The sequence below is a fragment of the Exilispira thermophila genome, assembly GCF_055389015.1.
This window is the reverse complement of sequence record NZ_AP042476.1, coordinates 90907-111089: the sequence shown is the minus strand read 5'-3', so window position 1 is coordinate 111089 and position 20183 is coordinate 90907. Positions and strand designations below refer to the sequence as shown.

Annotated in this window: 15 protein-coding genes; 3 read left to right on the top strand and 12 right to left on the bottom strand. The window is 19.8% G+C overall.

What is annotated here, in order from left to right:
* Positions 1 to 895 precede the first annotated feature (895 nt).
* From ACZ5EC_RS00485 to ACZ5EC_RS00475, 3 genes are all read left to right on the top strand, one after another.
* Entirely contained in the window at positions 896 to 2341 is a 1446-nt protein-coding gene (locus tag ACZ5EC_RS00485; protein ID WP_464303011.1) for a hypothetical protein, read from the top strand.
* Positions 2342 to 2464: 123 nt separating this feature from the next.
* Positions 2465 to 3418: a hypothetical protein gene (locus tag ACZ5EC_RS00480; protein WP_464303010.1), complete on the top strand. Its 954-nt coding sequence runs from the start codon at positions 2465 to 2467 to the stop codon at positions 3416 to 3418.
* A gap of 89 nt (positions 3419 to 3507) precedes the next feature.
* Positions 3508 to 3969, top strand: a complete 462-nt coding sequence (locus ACZ5EC_RS00475) for a hypothetical protein (RefSeq protein ID WP_464303009.1) — start codon at positions 3508 to 3510, stop codon at positions 3967 to 3969.
* Positions 3970 to 3993: 24 nt separating this feature from the next.
* On the opposite strand, the gene ACZ5EC_RS00470 is transcribed toward ACZ5EC_RS00475, so the two are convergent.
* From ACZ5EC_RS00470 to ACZ5EC_RS00415, 12 genes are all read right to left on the bottom strand, one after another.
* The gene (locus ACZ5EC_RS00470) at positions 3994 to 6249 is read right to left on the bottom strand and encodes a hypothetical protein (RefSeq protein WP_464303008.1); all 2256 of its coding nucleotides are present in this window, start codon (positions 6247 to 6249) and stop codon (positions 3994 to 3996) included.
* A gap of 138 nt (positions 6250 to 6387) precedes the next feature.
* Positions 6388 to 7173, bottom strand: a complete 786-nt coding sequence (locus ACZ5EC_RS00465) for a tetratricopeptide repeat protein (protein WP_464303007.1) — start codon at positions 7171 to 7173, stop codon at positions 6388 to 6390.
* A 54-nt stretch (positions 7174 to 7227) separates the two neighbouring features.
* Positions 7228 to 8142 carry a hypothetical protein gene (locus ACZ5EC_RS00460; protein ID WP_464303006.1) on the bottom strand — a complete coding sequence of 305 codons (915 nt, stop codon included), beginning with the start codon at positions 8140 to 8142 and terminating at the stop codon, positions 7228 to 7230.
* Between the two features lie 204 nt (positions 8143 to 8346).
* Positions 8347 to 9456, bottom strand: coding sequence for a hypothetical protein (locus tag ACZ5EC_RS00455; RefSeq protein ID WP_464303005.1), 1110 nt, complete (start codon positions 9454 to 9456; stop codon positions 8347 to 8349).
* Between the two features lie 256 nt (positions 9457 to 9712).
* Complete coding sequence (locus tag ACZ5EC_RS00450; protein WP_464303004.1) at positions 9713 to 10678, bottom strand: hypothetical protein; 966 nt, start codon at positions 10676 to 10678, stop codon at positions 9713 to 9715.
* 14 nt (positions 10679 to 10692) lie between these two features.
* Entirely contained in the window at positions 10693 to 11220 is a 528-nt protein-coding gene (locus ACZ5EC_RS00445; protein ID WP_464303003.1) for a PulJ/GspJ family protein, read from the bottom strand.
* A gap of 657 nt (positions 11221 to 11877) precedes the next feature.
* A complete protein-coding gene (locus ACZ5EC_RS00440) occupies positions 11878 to 12084 on the bottom strand; it encodes a hypothetical protein (RefSeq protein WP_464303002.1) in 207 nt (68 codons plus the stop codon).
* On the bottom strand, positions 12056 to 12628 hold the full coding sequence (gspG, locus tag ACZ5EC_RS00435; protein ID WP_464303001.1) for a type II secretion system major pseudopilin GspG: 573 nt from the start codon (positions 12626 to 12628) through the stop codon (positions 12056 to 12058). The genes ACZ5EC_RS00440 and gspG overlap by 29 nt, the downstream gene beginning before the upstream one ends.
* Positions 12629 to 12794: 166 nt before the next feature.
* Complete coding sequence (locus ACZ5EC_RS00430) at positions 12795 to 13952, bottom strand: type II secretion system F family protein (protein WP_464303000.1); 1158 nt, start codon at positions 13950 to 13952, stop codon at positions 12795 to 12797.
* 198 nt (positions 13953 to 14150) lie between these two features.
* Complete coding sequence (locus tag ACZ5EC_RS00425; protein ID WP_464302999.1) at positions 14151 to 15626, bottom strand: GspE/PulE family protein; 1476 nt, start codon at positions 15624 to 15626, stop codon at positions 14151 to 14153.
* A 1082-nt stretch (positions 15627 to 16708) separates the two neighbouring features.
* A complete protein-coding gene (gene typA / locus ACZ5EC_RS00420) occupies positions 16709 to 18532 on the bottom strand; it encodes a translational GTPase TypA (protein ID WP_464302998.1) in 1824 nt (607 codons plus the stop codon).
* 428 nt (positions 18533 to 18960) lie between these two features.
* Positions 18961 to 20157: a cation:proton antiporter gene (locus ACZ5EC_RS00415; protein ID WP_464302997.1), complete on the bottom strand. Its 1197-nt coding sequence runs from the start codon at positions 20155 to 20157 to the stop codon at positions 18961 to 18963.
* Positions 20158 to 20183 lie beyond the last annotated feature (26 nt).

Below are 20183 nucleotides of genomic sequence, written 5' to 3'. Positions count from 1 at the left end.
TTAAATTAATGTATCCTGATTGAAATTTATAAAAATTCAAAAGCTAAAGAGAATAAAATATTTTTCGTGGTTGATGCAGTTAATAATAAAATTTGAAATAAATATTTGATTAAATAAATATAAGCAAATATATAAATCATAATTGAAATTTTTTGACTGGATTGTAGTTGTCAAAGACAAAAAAGATTAAACTTTATTTTAGACTTAATTTATAAAAAGATTAAATAAAAGAAATATATAACTACACTAAGGAGAAAAATTTCAACTATGATATAATACTTCTTATTTTTAAAATATATAAATAATTTTAATTTTATTATTAACAAAAAAGATCTATCATTATTATAATTTTTCGAACGATTGTTAGTTGCCTAAGGCTAAAGAGAAGATAATGACTTCGTGGCAGGTGCAGTTAATAATAAAATTTGAAATTATTGTTATTGATTTAATAAATAAAAACAATATTTATATCATAATTGAAATTTTTAGAGCGATTGTTAGTTGCCAAAGGCTATAGAGTTATAATGACCTCGTGGTAGGTGCAGATAATAATAAAATTTGATATTATTATATTTGATTAAATAAGTTAAATATATATATCTATCCTTATTATAATTTTTCGAGTGGATGTTAGTTGCCAGGTGCTAAAGAGAAGATAATATTATTTTTTTTATAAATGTTTTTAAAATATAAACTAAAAGAATTACATAACTAACCTAATGAGAAAAATTATAATAAGGATAGAATTATTTCTTATTTTTTAAATATCTCAATAATTTCAATTTTATTATTAACAAAACAGAAATTTATTGACAATAATTTATTTTTGTTAATATTTTTGTCTATATATAAATACAATTTTAGAATTGAAACTTTATAAATTTAAGGAAAAAGAATGAAAAAAATATTTTTATATATTACAATATTTTTTTTCATATTTTTATTTTTATATACTCCATCTTTATTTGCTGATAACAATATTAAAATAGCATTTTTTGATATATACAATTCAAGTTCTCTTGACAATGATACAATCAATACTTTCTCTTCCCTTCTTATAAACGAGTTTATAAACAAAACACCATATAAAATTATTTATGGATCACAACTTTCCAATTTATTTAACAAAAACAATGACTTAAAAAATAAATCTTTTTATATAGATAATCCTGATTTTTATTCTTTTCTTATATCCAATAAAAAATATCTTATTAATAAAATTGATTATGCTATTTTTGGTAAAGCTTTTTTTGATAATGGAATAATTATTATAACACTATCCATCTTTGATGTTAAAAATGAAAAAATAGTTGATACAATTACAGAAAGTGATTCTATTGATTTTATTCTATTTACAGGAAATGATTCTCTTTTAAAAAATATTTCAAAAAAACTTTCACTTAAATTTAATAAAATAATAAAAAAATCATTGATTTTGACTTATCTAAAAAATATTGAAAAATTTACATTAATAAGTCCTTACTTTTCATATATATATTCATATGATTATTATCTTGATAATAATATCTCATCAGCAGAAACAGGTATTAACCTATCTTTTACCTATCCTTTAAATAATATTATTTCAAAATCAAAAATAGATATTTATACTCAGATTTCACCACAATATGAATATGATAAAGATATATATTATAATTTTTACAATATTTTCTTTTATTCTTATCAGGATTTTAACTATATTTTAAATCCTTATTTCAATATCATTCTTTCATGTTCTTATAAATTTAGTTTATTAAATTACAAATTTGATTCAACTATTACAATTGCAAATGAATCTCTTCATCAATACACTATAACTACATATTCCAGCAATAATTTTAATTTAAACCTAAAATTAAATTATACTTTTTATGATGTTTTTAATATTACAAATTCCAGTCTTAATACAGGAATTGATAATAAAATAGAATTTTATAACCAGGGAATATTGGAAAACAAAGAATATTTTGAAAATGTTGCACCGGATTTAACTTCCTTTTCTAAATATCCAGTTATAAATGTCTTCTCTACTTTTCCAGTTAGTTATAAGATTAAACCTTATATAAATTTTTATATTAAACTTAAAAACAATACTTTTAATGAATTAATTTTTAATTTTAATCTATCTTTTTTATACACAATTTTAAATAATTTATCGCTTTATGAAAATAATAATATTTTTCTACCATTTTTTTCAAATACACTCATTTTGAATTCATTTATTAAAATAGACATTAATTACTTTTATTTAAAAATTAACTTTGCTTATAATATTATAAAAAAAGTTGAATCTAGCAATGATGATTTTTTAATTAATTTATACGCAGGGATAAAATTTTAAGAAAATTAATCTTTATTTTTAACCTTTTTAATTTGAAATATTCAAATTTTATCATAAACTTTTCTTGACAATTAAAAATATTATAATTTTAAGTTTATAAAGATTTTATATTTAGGGGGATATATGTCAAAAGAAAATAATCTTAAAAAAATTACTGAAAAAAATACTAAAGCAGAAATATTAAAAGCTTATTACCAATTAGTTGAAAATATTCAAAAAAAGAAAAATGAAAATTCTGAAGAAAAAACTTTACAAAAAAATAAAACCCTAAAAGAAAACAATATTAATAAATCCATAGATGAAGAAAAAATCGTATTAGAATTAACAAATATAAAGTTGAAATTTGGAGAATATTTATCTGAAATTGAAAAAAAATTAGTAGAAAAAATTGATTTTTTAAAATCGATTAATGAAAAAATTGAACAACAAAATAAAAAATTAAATGAGCTATATAAAATTGAATATGAAGCTAATATATTATATAATATTTTAGAAGAACAGAAAAATCTTAAAAAATCTATAGAAGAAGAAAAAGAAAATATACAAAAAAATAGAAAAAGAGAAGAGGAAGAATATCAATATACAACAAAACAAAAAAGATTAAAGGAAGAAGAAGAATTCAGAAAAAAACTTATTAAAGAAAAAGAGAATTTTGAAAAAGAAATAGAAAATAGACTAAAATCAATTGAAGAAAGGGAAAATAAAATTAAAGAAAAAGAAGAAAGTTTTGAAAAATTACAAAAAGAAGTAGGAAATTTCCCTGTTTTACTCAATAATGAAATTAAGAAAGTAGAAAAAAGAGTTACAGAAGAAATTGAAAGAAAGTATGAAATGGAAAAGATTATTATGCAAAAAGATATTGAAAAAGAAAGAGAAATGTTTAAGCTTGAAATTAATACCTATAAAGAAAGAATAAATGAAATGGAATCAAGAATTAAATCGCTTGAAAAAGATTTAAAAGATGCTATTTCACAATCACAAAAAATTGCTTCTAAAGCTTTGGAAGGTATCACAGGAATTAATACAGAATTTTATAAAGAATCTTTTCAGAAAAAACATAAAGAAACTAATGAATAAATATTAATTAATAACATTGATTTATTAAATTATAAAATTTACATTTTCAATAAGGTGAACATAAAATCTCTAAAATAAAGGGGGACTAAATGGGAAAAATTGCTGATAAGAAAAAAGATGAAATTATAAGTAACGAAATTTATGAAAAAGTAAATTCCTATTTAAATGAAAAATTTTCAATTATTGAAAGACTTATAAGGGTTGAAGAAGAAATAAAGAATCAAAATAAAACACTACAATTATTAATTCATCAAATTGATAAACGATTTGAAGCTGTTGATAAAAGGTTTGAAGAATTAAGAGAAGATATGAATAGACGATTTGAAGCTGTTGACAAAAGGTTCGAAACCATAGATAAAAGATTTGAAGAATTAAGAGAAGATATGAACAGACGATTTGAAATTGTTGATAAAAGGTTTGAAGAATTAAGAGAAGATATGAACAAACGTTTTGAAGCTGTTGATAAAAGGTTCAATTCGATGATGTGGTTTATTGGAATATTAACAACTATAGGTGTTACTGTTGGTGTTGCAATTATAAAATTTCTTTAATAAGATTTATAGAAAAATATCATTTTAAAATTCATCACTTATCTCTTTAATAATTTTATTATTGTCTATACTATCAACAATTTCAGGTAAAATGTATATGTAAAAGTTTACTGTTTCTGTTTTTTTAATATTTTTTTTAAATAACTTTCCTAAAACAGGGATATCACTCAAAATTGGTATTTTTGATTCAGAATAATCTTCATTTTCTTCTTTAAAACTTGCAGCTAAAATAGGTTTGTTATTTTTTAGTTTAAATTTGTTATTAATTGTTTTTTCTGATGTCATAGGTAAAACAGAACTGTCAGATTGTATCATCCCAATATTGGTAACTCTTGAAACTTTTCCTGAAAATTCTAATATAATTTCCCCTTTATTGTTATAACTTCCTTTTAAATTAAGAAAAAATCCAATAGAAATTTCCCTGATTACACCTGCATCTACCCATTCCTTTTTTTCTTCATCATACTTTTTTTCTCTATATCTAAATGTAGAACTATTATTAAATTCAACTTTATTGTTATTTAATGAGTAAACAATGCTATCAGCACTTATTTTGGCATAATTTGACGATATTGCCCAATTAAGTTTAGCAGAAAAATATTTTCCAAAAGGTAAAAATTTTTCATAGGATGGTTTATTAATAAATTGTGATATAATATCAAAAAGGTTACTATCAAAAATAGAAAGATTAACAGAATATTCTGGTAAAAAACTTTCATCATAACCATTTCTTGTTTGAATTATTAGAATATGATATTTTATTAAAATATTTTTTATATCAATACTATTTTTAAACTTTATTACTTTTAAAAGTTCATTAACAGGTGCTTTAAGAATAATTAGATTATTATCTTTATTTTCAGAAATAATATATTTTTTGTATTCTTCAGGTATTTTTGATTTAAAATCTTCTATACTTATATAGTCTAACTTAAGGTTGTATATTTTTCTTTCCTTATCAATTAACTTAATATAATTTTCAAATTTTTTTAATGTATTTTCCGATAAATTGACAATTATTGAATTATAATTATCATTATAAATTATGCTCAAATTTTTATAACTTTCAGGTAATAAATCTTTAAATTCTTTAATTGTTAAATATCTTAAATGATAGTATTTTAAAGTTTTTTTAAAATTTTTATCAATTGACTTAATAAGGTCAAGAATACTAATTACTTCTTGATATAAACCATAAATATAAACTCTATTTGAACTTTTATCAAATTTCAACCCTTTAAATAATTCAATCTCTTTAGGTAATACTTCTTTCAACATATCAATATCAATGTTAGATAAGGAATAGGTTAACCCTATACTTGAGTCTAATGTTTTTTGAGTTATTGAAGATGAATAAACAGTATAAAAATTTTTATCTTCAATAAAATCAATTCTATAATGGGTTTTAAATATTTCTAAAACTTCTTTAAATGTTTTGTTACTGATATTTAAATTTTTTATTACAATATTATCATCCAGTAAAAGGGAGTAATCAACATTTTCATTAAAAAAAAGATTTTCAAGAACACTGGTTAAATTAACATTTTTTATACTGATAAAATAGTAACCATTTTTTTTAATTAAATTTAATCCATCAGGTATTGTAATTTTTTCTTTTTTAATTTTTGTATTTGCAATGTTTTGTGGTATAACAATATAACCATTTTTTATTTTTTTAAAATTTAGTTTATATTGCTCTGTTAAAATCTCAATTAGTTCATTTAAAGTATAGTTCTTTATATTTAAATCTATATTTCTATCTTTAATATCTTTAAAAATAATTACTTTACCCAATCTTACAAATAATTCATATAAACTTTCAAGAAGAGAATCATTTTTGATTTCCAGATCTATTAAATCATTATTGACATTTATAAAAATATTATTATTTAAACTTACATAAATAACATTATTTATTTTCTTATATGTTAAGTTATTATCTTTTAAAATAATTCCAAATATTTCATAATTATAAATATTTCTGAAATGATAACTTTTATAACCTTTAACACCTTTTGATACTATAATTGTAGAATCAGACATAGCTGCTATAGTTTGAATTATATCCTGAATGTTTTGATTTTCAAAATCCAGTTGTTTAACAAGAATATTTTTTGAAAAAAGATTTTTAAGATTTTCAATTTTATATTCTTTATTATTAATACCGTCATCTGTTTTATTGTTATCCTGTGTATATATCAATTTATTATTGACAAAAAACATAACAAAAATAAAAATTGTAATTATAAATATTTTAAATATTATTCTTAATTTTTCCATTTTTTTATTTTCCTGCTTTTTATTTTCATTATCTATTTATTATATATTTAATTTCAATTTATTCCAATCCATTTTATTATATAAAAAAGTATTAACATCAATCAACTTTATTTAATTATCCCTCTTTAACAGTTTTTATCAATTATTCCCAATAATGGATTTAATTTCATCATCATCACAAAATTCAAGGTACTTTGTTAAAAATTTTTTCCCTTCCTTATAATTAGAAAGATTTTTAAGATATATAAGTCCAATATTTTTATACACAAAATAGTATTTTAATTCATCAATTTTTATCAAAATCATATATCTATCAATTGCATCTTTATATTGACCATTTTGTTCATAAATTTTTGCTAAAGTTAAAATATAAACATCATTTTTGTAGTTATTCAGCATCTGCTTTAATTTAATTATTGCATCATTATATTTTTTCTGTTTATAATATAAAAGGACCTGCAAGTAATCTTTTATTTCTTTACTAATTTCTATATTTTTTATTTTATTTTTGAAAAGTTTTTCAGCTTCATCATATTTTTTTTCATTTAGTAACATTATTAATTTATTTTTATAATAATCAAAGGAATATAGTACTAATTTCAAATCATATCTTTTTTCTCGCAAATAGATAGATTTGCTGTAACTTTCATATCCATTTTTTACTATTTTTACATCATTCTTTCCTTTATTTGCTTTTATTATAGAAATACCATAAAAATCAGTAAGGTCTTTTTCAAGACCATTCAAATATACTGTTGCATTATAAACAGGATTATCTTTTTCATTCACAACCTGTATATATATAAAACCATCTTTTGATAATTTCTTATATCTTTCTCGTTCAGTAGTACAGGAATTTAAAAATAATAATAAATTTAATAAAATGAAAACTATCATTATTATTTTAATCTTTTTATTTTGCACTATAAATCCCCTTTGCCTTATTTCTAACTCTCTTTCTTTTTATTATTTCTGTTATCATTTATCATTTACTCTTACTTTATAATACATATCATCCATTTTAAAGAAAATGTAATTTGCATCTATTTTTTCAATATTCTGTTCATCTATAAAAACAATGTACCCATTATCCTTTCTTTTTAAAATATAAACTATTTTGTTATTATTATTCATTTTCCCAATAAAAATAAATAAATTTTCCTTATATACCTTAAAATTAGAAATATCATTTTGTTTTTTTTCAGTTGTAATAAGAATTGAATTTGCTTTTTCTTTTTCATAATTTTTATAATATTTTTCACTTATAATTTTAAAATAATTAAAAACATTATTGTCAAAAATTATTGAATTATAATACTTTTCATTTTCTTTTTCAAAATATTTTTTTAATACATTTTTTGTATAACCTTTTTCATTTATAAACATATTATAAAAAGTTTTATATTTAGTTTCTTCTAAAACAGGAAAAAATATTTGAAAATTAAAATATATTACTTTATTAATATTAATTTTTAACTTATTTATTGTAGCAGGATACAAATTATAAAGTAACAATATTAGATTTTTAAATTTATCTGTAGAAATAATTCCTTCAATAAATAAAACCAGCCCATTTTCATCGTTATTTATTTTAAAATTTAATATATTTAAATTTTCGATTTTTTTTACTTTTTCAACATAGTTATTAATGAAATCAATTTTATTATTATTAAATATTTTGTCACTATTTAAATAATTATATGCAAAATAATATAAAATCTTATTATTTTGTAATTTATATTTTTTTTCTAAATTTAAAATCATTCCATCCTGTTTTTTTACCTGATCCATGACTTTATATTTATATATTAATAAAAAAGGGATTAAAACAAGAAATAGTATAAATATTATTAATAAAATATTAATGATTTTATTTTTTTTTATATCATCCATTTCAATAAATTCTTTTTTAATTATTTAAATCTATTTTTTTTCTATATTTTTATTTATATTTATTTTCTTTTTCAATATTTCTTATTTATAATTTATTTATATTTATTTTTTTTATAATTTACTTTTACATTGTAGTTTATTTATAATGTTTATTTTATTTTTTTTTCTTTTTTATTATTTTTATTTATTTTAATTTTTATGATTCTATCTTACATATTTTCCACTTATTACTGCTTTTGAATAAATATCATTATTAAATTTCACATTTTCTATTGTACTATTAATTTCTACATTAACAAAATTCTTTATACTTTTTAGATTTTTTAATAAACTTAAAATGTTTTTTGATTTTACAACAATATCAAATTTATCATTTTCAATATTAATGCTTTCAATAATATCTTTATTTTCATCTACTTTTTTCAAGATTAAATTAATTATAATTATTGCATTATAATTTTTTAAATCTATTTTACTCAATAATTTTTCATTATTTTTAATATTTAAATTAATTTTTTTAAAACTGGATTTATCAATTGATAACTTCTTTTTATAATTTTTAATAGAATTAGCAATATTTATGTTAATGATTAACAAAATTATAATCATTATTGTAAGAATAAATTTTTTAAATAAAACTAAACTTTTATTATTAAAAATAAAATTATCACCACTAATACCAACTTTAAAAAATGCTTTTAACATTATATTAATCTTTTTTAAGTAAAAGGTTAAAAAACTACCCTTTAAATAATTTAATCCTTTATTTCTTAAAAAGTATATTTTGCTTTTATCACCAATATTTTCTTTTACCTTTTTTTCAATTAAAAAAGAATCATTTGAATCTTTTTCTAATATAAAATAAATATTGCGATTCTTTTCTTTATTAAATTTTACCAGATTATTTATAAATAAATCAAAATCTACTTTATAATCATAAATTTCATATTTAAATATTTTATCATTAATATTAATATCATAACAAAAAAGTTTTTCATTTGAAAAAAAAATATAATAACCATTATTAAAATTGTTTAACATAAAATAAATAAAAATGTCAGGAATAAATTCCTCTTTTATTATCTTTTGAGATGAATTAAATAATGGTATAAAAATGATTAACATATAATTTTTATTATCTGGATTGGATCTTTTTACCCTTAACATTTTTAAATATTTAAAAAAATACTTCTTTACTTTAAATGGAAATTCTTCCATAATTATATTATTTATTACTTTTTTTAGATATTTCTTACCAGGGTTATAAAGAAAACGAATAATTAAAAAATATTCTCCACTTTTAATTATCTTCATCTTTTCATTCTACTGTTTATTTATTTAAAATTAATTTTTAAATATTTATAAAACATTTTTTAATATTTGTTAAAGTTGATTTATTAATAATTATCAAAATTTATTAGTTAATATCAAATAAAATTTATTATTTATTATTATTTATTTTTTATTGATTATTAAAATTTATTTTTTAGTATTGTTTTATTTTTTATATAAGATTACAGAATAGCTTCTATTAAAAATTAAAATAAAAACAAATGAATATTCAAATCCATTATTTTATAATTTCAATATACTTTAATTTACCACTTTCTATAATTTTATAAATAATAAAATTTTTTAAAACTTTTTTATCTTTTCCATATATTAATATTTCCATAAATGGGGAATATGTGATAAATAAATTTTTAATTATTTTTTTTTCAGAATTATTTAAAAAATTTAAATTATTCTCATTATAAGATTTAGTGCTTTTCAAATTCAATATATTCTCTACTTTTTCATCTTCAAAATGATAAAATTTAAGTATTTTTTCTATTATCTCATTTTTTAATAAATATATATCTAAAAAACCATAATCCACAAGATATTTTTTTAATTTTTCTGAGCCTTTTAAACTAATATTTTTAGTATTAATATTATTTTTGTTAAAAATGTAATAATCAGCTGCATTTTCATATTCTTTTATATATCCTGTTACTTCAACATATAGTTTTGCAAAAGTGTATTCATCAATTAATTTTACATTAAATAATGAATAAAAAGTTATATCATTTAAATTTTCTTTTAAATAATTATATTCTTCCAATTTTAATACAGGTTCTATCTCTTTTATTGAATATATAAAATTATTTTTTATTCTATAATTATAAATTTCTAAAGCGAGATTTTCAGGTAATATACCACTTTTTGTTAACAATTCATAATTTAATGAATTAATAGGTATATTACCACACTGAGGAACAATTTGATAATAAAATCCCTTATAGCTTTTAAAATCAAACAGTTTCTTTCCTTTAAAATCAAATAAAAAATTTTTATCATTACTTATATCATTAATTGCATATTCAAGTACATCATAAATACTTTTTTTATTTTCAACATTTTTTGAATAGTTTTTAATAAAAATATAAAAAATTGATATATTATTAAAAATTGAATATAAAAATAAATTAATAAATACAAGAATTATTAGAAAAGCAAATAAAATAAAACCATTATTTTTTCTTATTTTTATCATAATTATTTTTTTTATTATTTATTATTGCTTTCCCTATTAAATATTTTGTGAATATTAACAACAATATCCATATTTTTTTTCTCTTCACCAAAATTACCAAAAGAAAATATTATAACTTGAATATAATTATAATAATCTCTTTTTACTGATATTTCCATATCAGTTAAATTGAGATAATCAAATTTTATTTTTTTAATGGTTTCATCCCTATTAACTCCATTTATTTTATATATCTCAACCTTATTATTTTTTATATCAAATTTTATTTTAAAATGATTATTCTTTAATATTTTTTCATCATTTTTTGAAACTAAATTAAAATCAGAATATACAAAATTATTTTCATATAAATATTTTCTTATATTTTTATCAAAATTTAATAATTCAAAACGAGCAAAAATAAGATCCTCTTTTTTTTTAAAGTAAGGATATCCACTATAAACAATTATAGAAATATTTATAAAAACCAATACCAATAATAAAGAACCAATAATAACTTCTATTAAAGAAAATCCCCTATATTTATTTCTAAATTTTTTCATATAATTAAATTTTTTATCATATTATTAAATTTTTCATAATTAAATTTTTTATATTATTAACTTTTTTACCTTATTATTAAATTTTTTATAATTAAGTTTGGTTCTCTTTCATAATGTATGGGTAATTATTCTAAGCCACTTGTAATTTGTTATATTTTTAACATAACCTAATCATTATCTTTAAAACTTTATCTTTTTTTAATTATGCTTTTATTATTGTTTTCATTAATTTTTTTATTATATTATTTAAACCTTGTTACTTTATTATTAGATATTGGGCATATCTTTTTTACAAATATTTTTAAATTTTTATATTCACTTAATAAAAACATATTCAATCGGTTTAATAGTATTTTTAATTTTTTTTTAATGTATATATTTTGTTAAAAAAAACTAAAAATTTATTTTATCCACACATTTTGAAATTGAACCTTAAGTTTTTTATATTATTTATTAATTTATGGTTCTGTTTCATAATATTATATATATTTATTCTAAATCATATCTTCTTTGCAAAGCTTTTTATTGAACCTATTTTACTTTTTTTTTATTTTATTTTTATAATTTTAGTCAAAACAAGTTTTTTTTAATTAATAATTTGTTTATAATATTTATTTAAAACCTGAATTTATATCCCTACCCAATTCATACCACAATTTAAAAATCAAAATTAATGTAACTATTTTCTTTTTGAATTACCAATTTAAATTTTATTAAATTTTTTTTATAAAAATTATTAAAAGAATTTGAAAAATCTATAACAATAAATGTTAAAATAGAAATTGCAAAAAATAAAATAATTATTTCCAGAAATAAATAAGAAGAAATTTTCTTTCTACCAGTTTGTAATATCCTGATTTTCACCTTCTCCACCTTCAATATTGTCTTTTCCTAAAGTAAAAAGGTCATATTTATCTTTATTATGTATACCAGGACATATATAATTATATGGATTATTCCATGGATCCAGAGGAATTTTTTTACTATTTAAATAAGGTCCATTCCAGTTTTTAGCTTCTTTACCAGTTTGTGGTTTTTCAATAAGTGCTTTTAACCCCTGTTCAGTATCAGGATAAAAACCATTATCTATGTAAAAACTTTCTAAAGCCATCTCAAAATTTTTAATTTGAGTCTTTGCTGTAATAACCCTTGCTTTTTTTAGATACTGAATATATGCTACCCCAACTATTGAAGTTAAAAGTGCAATAATTGTAATTACAATTAAAATTTCAATAAATGTAAATCCATTCAATTTTTTTTTAAAATAATAACCATTTATTCTTTTATTTTTATCTTTTTTTTTAAAATTATTAGAAGACCCTTTTCTATAATCATTTTTTTCTATAATTAATTCACTTTCATCAATTAAAGTATTTCTTTTTTTTATGTATTTATTAAATATAATCATAACTTCTCCTTCTATTTTTTTTTAATTATGCTTTTATACAAATTATTATTTTTCATAAAACTAAAATAATTATTTATTTTAACTATAATTATATATTTAATTTATTTACACCAAAATTTTTAATTTTTAGAATTAATTATTTTATATTTTAAAAATTTTTTGATTTTTAAAAGTTTATACTTTTAATCAATTGCAAAATTGGATAAAATATTACTAAAATTATTCCAAAAATAATTATACCAGTAATTAAATACATTAAAGGCATCATTATATTAATTATTAAAGAAACTTTTTTATTTAATATCTCTTCATTTTCTTTAATTAATAACTCAAATCCTTTTTTGATATTATTTATTGATTCTGAAAATTTTATCAAACTTTTTTCATCTTCATTAAACATTTCATTATCTATAAATACTTCTGATAAATTTTTTCCTGATTTTAACCCTTTCTCAAGTAAAATAAACAATTTTTTATAATTTTCTGATATTCCAATATTTTTAAAACTATCTATAATTATATCAAATGAAAAATCGGATTTTATAAAAATATAAAATATCTGTAAAAATTCAATTTTTTTTAATATAGATCTAATTTTAAAAAAATCCACTTTGTTAATAAAGCTATAATTTATTTTACCATTTTTTGTCAAAGAATAAAAGATCAACAGGATAATTATAATAGAAATAAAAATAAAAAACCAATTATTTTTTAATACAAAACTTATTTTAAATATCAGGTTTAAAGAATCTGGTATTTTTTCAAGAACTGAACTATAAATTTCAAAATAATTTGGAATAATAAAAATAAAAAGAACAAAAATAAATAAAATAGCAAATGTTATTACAAAAACAGGATAAATAAGTTGATTTATAATTTTTTTTGTTAGATCTTTTTTAAATTTTAAATAATTATATATGATCTCAAAACTATTGTTTATGTTATTTGTAATTTCTCCAGATTTTATTATCTGGATTATTTCTTTATCAAAAATATCATTAAATCTTTCTATAAACAAAGAAATATTATTCCCTTTTTTGATATGATCATATAGATTAGAATAGAATGTTTTTAAAAAAATATTTTTTGATACTTGAATTAAATAAATAATAGCCTGATCAATATTAAATTTTTCCTGAAACAGGATTGTAAACTTTTCAAAAAATTCCAGTTTAAAATTATTCTTATTTTTAATATTTATTTTATTAATACTTAAAATATCCTCACCATGATCTGAAATAAAATTATCTACCTCATTCCCTGATAAAAGTATTTTTTTTTCACCATAAATCTGGTCATTGATAACAATTATATAATAACTCACAAAATAATCCTGAACTTTTTAATTATTTTTATAAATATTTTTAAAGTTTAATTCATTAATATCAATATTAAATTTAATTTAACTTCTATATTGAAATTCATTTTAATTCATATTTTTAAAATTATTTAAATAAAATTAACAGTATAATTTTTTATGTTATTATTTTTTTTATATTTTTTACATTTTTTTTTACAAAAATTATAATTTATCAACTGTTCTAAGTAAATCAAAAAAATTAATTTCCCCTTTTTTAACTTTTTCAATTCCATAGTCAAAAATATTTAAATATCCATTTTGATACAGATGCTCATAAATGTTTTTTTCATAATCTTTTTTAAATGAATCATTATTAAAATAATTATTATTAAAAACATTATTTTTAATAAAATCATCAATAATTAATATTTCATATATAATTGTCAAACCTTTGTATCCTGTATAATTACACTGGGGACAGCCTTTCCCCATATAAGTATGATTAAATTCTAAATTATAACTTTCAATAATTTCTTTATCAATATCTACTTTTATTTTACAATTATCACAAAGTTTTCTAATCAATCTTTGAGTTATTATCATTTTTAAAGTGGATGTAATTAAAAAATCATCAACTCCAAGATCTTTTAATCTCTTAAAAACCATTAATGAATTTTCAGTATGCAAAGTAGAAAGTACTAAATGACCTGTAAGACTTGCAGAAAATGCAAGCTTAGCTGTTTCTGAGTCTCTAATTTCACCTACCATAATAATATCTGGATCATGTCTTAAAATTCGTTTTAGAACAGATGAAAACGTCAAACCTATTTCTTCATTTACCTGAATCTGATTAATACCATCAAGTTGATATTCAACAGGGTCCTCTATTGTTATTATTTTTTTGTCCCCTGTATTCAATAATCTAATAAGGGAATGTAGAGTTGTTGTTTTACCACTTCCAGTTGGTCCTGTACATAAAATCATTCCCGATTTTCTATTAATAAGCTTTTTTAAAATTTTAATATCTTTTGGTTTAAAACCCAGATCTTCTGGAGAAAATAACCTGTCCTGAACTTTTAAAACTCTTAAAACAATAGATTCTCCTGTTTTTGTAGGTACAATTGAAACTCTAAGTTCTATTTTTTTATCATTCAACCTTAAAACCATTTTACCATCTTGAGGAATTCTTTTTTCATTTATATTTAGTTTTGATAGGAATTTTATTCTAACAGAAATATTCTCAAAACTACTTTTTGAAATTTCTCTTTCTTTTATTAGAAACAAACCAACTCTATATCTAACAAGAACTGCATTTTCAAAACTTTCAAAATGTATATCTGTTGCATTTAAACTTATTGACTTTGAAATAATATCATTGAATAAATTTACAATGGGAGAATTTTCATTTATTTCGCTTATATTTTCAATAACTTTTTTATTATTAATATCATTTTTACTTTTAATCAAAGAAGTCTGAACATCTTCTCCATATAATTTTTTAACAATAGCTACAAATTCTTCAAATGTAACTTTTTTACTAATAATATTTTTATTTAAAATATATTTTATTTTATTTAGCAATATTTTTTTATCTTCCTCTTTTTCAAAATATTTTACCATAATCTCATTATCTTCATAGTCAAGAATAATCCTGTTTTTTAAAACAAATTTTTTATTAAATAATAATTTTTCAGACACATTATCACCATTCTTTATTTATTTTATTTAATTTATTTATTTGATTTAATTCATTTTTATTTTTTTATATTTTATATTTCTTTATAATTGTTCTTATCTAAATTTTATTTTTCCATCTAAAATATTAGTTAATGCAATTCTTATATTAATTTCAAAATTAATCAAAATTGTATAAAGTCAAGGATAAAATCTTAAATACTAAAATATTACATTTATTTTAAACTTAAAAATTTTAAGAATAAAAAAAATTATCAGGGTAAAAGAATAATATGAAACAAAAGGTATTTTATTAGATAAAACATTATTGATATCTAAATTAAATTTCATATTATAAACATTATTATTCTTCTTTTTCTGTTGACAAAAAATTGAAAAAAGAACCAGAATATAATTTTCTATTTTTAAATATATAAAATAAAAAAATAAAAATATAACTGATACTAAATAAATTAAATTAAAAAGTATAAAATCTGGATAAAACAAAGAAGAAATTGCAAATATTAGTATATCTCCTTCTCCAATTTTATTTTTAAAAGTATATTTTAAAATTAATAAATATATCAATATAAAAATTATATTACTAAATTTAAATAAAAATAAATTAAAAGAATTGTAAAAAAAATAAATTAAACCTGTAATGAATAATAAAATATAATAAATAAAACTAACTTCCATATTATAAATATCATCCATCAGCATAAATATTAAAATAGTAAATACAATAACATGTACTAAATTTTGTACATTCAAAAAAGTTGAAAAATAATTCATATAGTATATTGTCTTTCAATAATTTTATTTAATATTCTTATATTATAAAAATATTTCATGCTATAAATAAAAGTGTATAAAAGATAGAATAAGGTTGCCTAAAGCAAATAAATAAAAAAAATATTGCCCCCCGATGAAAAACAAATAAAAATATAAAACCAAATCATCAGGAAATAAAAAAATTAAAAGTTTGGTTAAGAATTAGAAAAATTTTGGGAAAGTCAAGGAGTTTTAGAAGATTTTATTAAAAATCCTGATAAAGAAAAAAGTAGTAATATATTATTTTAAACAATTAAAATGGAATATTTAATCTAAGCAACACTATTTGCTATACTATTATTATATTTTTTTCTTTCAGTAGCAGAAAGGATTTTTTTTCTCATTCGAAAACTTTTTGGTGTTATTTCTAAAAGTTCATCATCTTCAATATACTCAATCGCCTGCTGTAAAGAAAATTCTACAGGAGGTGGTAATTTTATATTTTCATCAGAACCTGCTGCTCTCATATTAGTTAGCTTCTTTGTTTTATTTACATTTACAACTAAATCTCTTTCTTTATTATGTTCACCAACAATCATCCCTTCATAAACTTTAACCTGAGGTCCTATAAACATTCTACCTCTACTTTTTAAATTGTTTAAAGCATATGCAACAGAAGTCCCTTCTTCAAGAGCAACCAGGACTCCTTTAGTTCTTTTTGGTATATCACCTTTATAAAATTCATATTCATAAAAGCTATGGGTAATTGTACCTGTTCCTTTAGTAATTGTCAAAAATTCATTTGTAAAACCAATCAAACCTCTTGTAGGGATTTTAAATTCAAGACGGGAATATCCATCACTACCCTGACTCATATCAATAAGTTCCCCTTTCCTTTTCCCCATCAATTCAATAATTTTCCCTGCATATTCATCTGCTACATCAATTACAGCAATTTCAATAGGTTCAGACATTTTTCCATTAATTTCTTTCAAAATAACAGAGGGTTTTGAAACCTGAAATTCAAACCCTTCTCTTCTTATCTTTTCAATTAAAATTGCAAGTTGTAATTCCCCTCTTCCCTTCACTAAAAAAGCATCAGGTTTTGAAGTTAATTCAATTTTTAAACTTGCATCATTTTGTAACTCTTTTTGTAATCTATCCCACAAATTTCTTGTTGTTAAATATTTACCTTCCTTCCCTGCAAATGGTGAATCATTGACTAAAAAAGTAATTGATATTGTTGGTTCATCAATATCAATTAATGGAAGTGGCTCTGGATTCTCAGGATCAGCAATTGTTTCACCAAGGTCAATATCATTAATACCTGCAATTGAAACAATATCACCTGCATGTGCAATTTCAATTTCCTTTTTTTTGAGACCATTATATGTAAAAATTTTTGTTATTTTATGATTTTCAATTTTTCCATCTCTTTTAATTAAAGCTACTTCCTGTCCAACTTTTACAGTTCCACTATGAATCTTGCCTGTTGCAATTTTACCAAGGTAGTTATTGTATTCAACTGCAGATGTTAAAAATTGAAATGGCTTTTCTAATTCAACATCAGGTTCTTTTACATTTTCTATAATAGTATCTAATAAAGGGGTTAAATCTTTCATTTTATCATCTATATCCAATCCTGCTAAACCATTTTTTGCTGAAGCATAAACAATAGGAAAATCTAATTGTTCATCATTTGCATTTAATTCAATAAAAAGGTCAAAAATTTTATCAACAACTTTTAAAGGAGAAGCATTTTCTCTATCAATTTTATTTATAACAACAATAGGATTTAATCCTAATTCTAAAGATTTTTTTAAAACATACTTTGTTTGAGGCATTGGCCCTTCAAAAGCATCAACCAGTAAAAGTATACTATCTACCATTTTTAAAATTCTTTGAACTTCACCACTAAAATCAGCATGTCCTGGTGTATCTACAATATTTATTTTATAACCTTTATAATTTAAACTTGCATTCTTTGAAAATATTGTAATCCCTTTTTCTCTTTCAAGCTCATTTGAATCCATAACCCTTTCAACCACTTTTTGGTTTTCTCTAAAAACACCGGTTTGTTTTAGCATTGCATCAACTAAAGTAGTTTTACCATGATCAACATGAGCTACAATTGCAATATTTCTAATTTTCATCATATTCATTCCTTCTTGTTCACTTAAGTAAACTAAAATAATTATTTATTTCAATGTTTTTTTATAAATATATTAAATATAAACCTTATTTAATTTTGTTTATTTAAAATTATTTTTAAGATTATATTTATTTTGTGACAATATTAAATATTTGAGTAAAAGGTATTATTTTTTAAAACATACTTCTTTTACAAGATGGAATAATAAATATCAGTTATAGTTTATTTTGAGGTTGATTATTTAAAGTTAATTTCTAAAGTTAATTATTTAGAGTTAATTATTTGAAATTTATTATTTAAATTTAATTTTTTAAAGCTGATTATTTAAAGTTATTTATTTAAAGTTAATTATTTTAAATTACTTATTTTAAATTAATTATCTGGAGTCAATTATGTAGTTACAAAATTATTTGTTTTAATTTTAAATATATTTTACAAATTTAGTTTCTCAATAGAAAGTTTAAGCAAAATTGGAGTTGATAATGCAGTAATTATTGCCATAAAAACTATTGCAGAGTATACACTTCTTGAGATTAAATTATTTAAAAGAGCAATATTTGCGATTACAAGTTCAACAGCTGCTCTACCATTTAATCCAATACCAACAATTATTGAATTTTTTGGTTTTATACCACCAAAAATTGCACCTATTGCACCCCCAATTATTTTCCCTGCAAATGCAGCAGCAACTATATACAACAATGGTAATCCAACAGAATATTTAGAAAAAGTTACTGAAAACCCGGTCCATGCAAAAAATAATGGAGCGAAAAATCCCCATATCCATCTTTCTATATTTTCAACTTCATTATTTCTTAAATAACTTCTAACAGTAAGCCCCCCAAGAAATGCTCCAATCATAACATGTAATCCAATAGCATGAGAAATTATTGAAAAAATAAAAACCCATATAAGTATTATTGATAATCTTTCATTGGTTGAAAGATTTTCTACTTTATTAAAAATAATTTTTGCAATCCTTGGACCTATAGCTAAAGAAAAAGCAAGGAAAACAAAAGATTTTGTAATAATAATTGCTATATCTTTTATTGCTATATTATCACCTGAATTAATACTTGTTAGAATAGAAAGTATTATTATACCTAAAATATCATCAACAACAGCTGCTCCAACTATTGTAATTCCTGGTTTTGTATTAAGTTTACCTATCTGAATCAGGGTAGCAACAGACAATGCTACTGCGGTTATTGACAAAGATGTTGCAAGATATAAGCTGCCAACAAATGAAAGATGTAAAAGATATTTTCCTACAATATAGCCTAAAGTAAAGGGAAAAATAACACCAAATAAAGCAGATAATATTGAAGATCTTCCTGCTTTAAAAAGATCATTTATATCTATTTCAAGTCCAGCACCAAGCATTATAAAAACAGCAGAAAAGTCGATAAGGGATTGAAGTAAAGGACTGGCTTCCTCATGAGAAAAAAATCTTGCTATTTCTGGCCTTTCTTTAAAAAAAATAATTGATAGAATAAAAAGTGCAAAAGGGCCTACAACCATACCTCCAATAATTTCTCCAACTATTTGAGGTTGTTTCAATCTAACCATTAAATGCCCAAAGTATAATGCTGACCCCAATAAAAGAAATGTATAAATAAAGACATCCATAAAAAATTATTTCCTTTTACCTGCAT

Bases quoted from the DNA above. Each gene is read 5' to 3' on its own strand.
- ACZ5EC_RS00485 (WP_464303011.1), top strand. From the start codon at position 896: ATGAAAAAAATATTTTTATATATTACAATATTTTTTTTCATATTTTTA.
- ACZ5EC_RS00480 (WP_464303010.1), top strand. From the start codon at position 2,465: ATGTCAAAAGAAAATAATCTTAAAAAAATTACTGAAAAAAATACTAAA.
- ACZ5EC_RS00475 (WP_464303009.1), top strand. From the start codon at position 3,508: ATGGGAAAAATTGCTGATAAGAAAAAAGATGAAATTATAAGTAACGAA.
- ACZ5EC_RS00470 (WP_464303008.1), bottom strand. From the start codon at position 6,249: ATGGAAAAATTAAGAATAATATTTAAAATATTTATAATTACAATTTTT.
- ACZ5EC_RS00460 (WP_464303006.1), bottom strand. From the start codon at position 8,142: ATGGATGATATAAAAAAAAATAAAATCATTAATATTTTATTAATAATA.
- ACZ5EC_RS00455 (WP_464303005.1), bottom strand. From the start codon at position 9,456: ATGAAGATAATTAAAAGTGGAGAATATTTTTTAATTATTCGTTTTCTT.
- ACZ5EC_RS00450 (WP_464303004.1), bottom strand. From the start codon at position 10,678: ATGATAAAAATAAGAAAAAATAATGGTTTTATTTTATTTGCTTTTCTA.
- ACZ5EC_RS00445 (WP_464303003.1), bottom strand. From the start codon at position 11,220: ATGAAAAAATTTAGAAATAAATATAGGGGATTTTCTTTAATAGAAGTT.
- gspG (WP_464303001.1), bottom strand. From the start codon at position 12,628: ATGATTATATTTAATAAATACATAAAAAAAAGAAATACTTTAATTGAT.
- typA (WP_464302998.1), bottom strand. From the start codon at position 18,532: ATGATGAAAATTAGAAATATTGCAATTGTAGCTCATGTTGATCATGGT.
- ACZ5EC_RS00415 (WP_464302997.1), bottom strand. From the start codon at position 20,157: ATGGATGTCTTTATTTATACATTTCTTTTATTGGGGTCAGCATTATAC.